Source organism: Streptomyces sp. NRRL B-24572 (genome assembly GCF_002156145.1).
Taxonomy (GTDB): domain Bacteria; phylum Actinomycetota; class Actinomycetes; order Streptomycetales; family Streptomycetaceae; genus Streptomyces; species Streptomyces vietnamensis.
Genome location: NZ_MWIG01000484.1, coordinates 1 through 1,231, shown reverse-complemented (window position 1 = coordinate 1,231; position 1,231 = coordinate 1). Strand labels below are relative to the sequence as shown.

General features: G+C 72.0%; 2 protein-coding genes. Both read right to left on the bottom strand.

What is annotated here, in order from left to right; all coding sequences use genetic code 11:
* Window positions 1-443: LOG family protein (locus CCN56_RS27345; protein ID WP_373412905.1), on the bottom strand; the 443-nt coding region annotated here is incomplete at its 3' end.
* Between the two features lie 75 nt (window positions 444-518).
* The coding region (gene dapE, locus CCN56_RS27340; RefSeq protein WP_086830618.1) for a succinyl-diaminopimelate desuccinylase at window positions 519-1,231 on the bottom strand (713 nt) is incomplete at its 5' end.

Genomic DNA, 1,231 nt, shown 5'->3' with positions numbered 1-1,231 from the left:
ACGCCGATGTCGACGTGCGGGTTGAGCCCCTGCTCGAAGGGGAGCTCGATGCCGAGGCCCACCGAGACCCCCTTGGCCTCCCTGGCCCCCTTGTTGGCCGCCTCCATGGCGCCCGGGCCGCCGCCCGTGATGACCGCGAACCCGGCCTCGACGAGCGCCCGGCCGATCCGTACGCCCGCCTCGTACTCCGGCGAGTCCGGCTTCGTGCGGGCCGAGCCGAAGACGCTGATCGCGCTCGGCAGTTCGGCGAGGGCGCCGAAGCCCTCGACGAACTCGGACTGGATGCGCATGACCCGCCAGGGGTCGGTGTGCACCCATTCCGAGTCGCCCTCGGTGTCGAGCAGCCGCTGGTCCGTGGTGCCCGGCTGGACCTGGTCCCTGCGCCTGAGCACCGGTCCCAGCCGCTGCTCCTCCGGCTTCGCCTCCCCTTCGGGGATACCCATGGCCTGCTCCCTCCGTCGAACCGACGATCTTCTGGTGGGGTCAGCGTAGGACCACAGGGGTGACGAAATCCGAAATTACGGGAGACGGGCGGTCAGCCAGTCGCGGAGCCGCGCCTCGCAGTGGTGGATCCGGTCGACGTGGACGTGCTCGTCGCGCTTGTGCGCGTACAGGGGGTCACCGGGGCCGTAGTTCACCGCGGGCACGCCGAGGGCGCTGAAGCGGGCGACGTCGGTCCAGCCGAACTTGGGCTGGGCGCTGCCGCCGACGGCCTTCATGAAGGCCTCGGCCGCGGGGTGGGACAGGCCGGGCAGGGCGCCGGGGCTCTCGTCGTCGACGACGAACTCGGCGATGTCGATGCCCTCGAAGAACTCGCGGACGTACGCCAGGGCCTCGGCCGGGGAGCGGTCGGGGGCGTACCGGTAGTTGACCGTGACGGCGCAGGCGTCGGGGATGACGTTGGTGGCGACCCCGCCCTCGATCCGTACGGCGTTGAGGCCCTCGTGGTACTGGAGGCCGTCGATGACCGGCTTGCGCGGCTCGTAGGCGGCGAGGCGGTCGAGGATCGGGGCGGCGGTGTGGATCGCGTTGGAGCCCATCCACGCGCGCGCGGAGTGGGCGCGCTCACCGGCGGTGTGCAGGATGACGCGCAGGGTGCCCTGGCAGCCGCCCTCGACCTGGCCGTCGGAGGGTTCGAGGAGGACGGCGAAGTCTCCCTCCAGCCACTCGGGGTGCGCGGCGGCGACCTTGCCGAGGCCGTTGAGGTCGGCGGCGACCTCCTCGTTGTCGT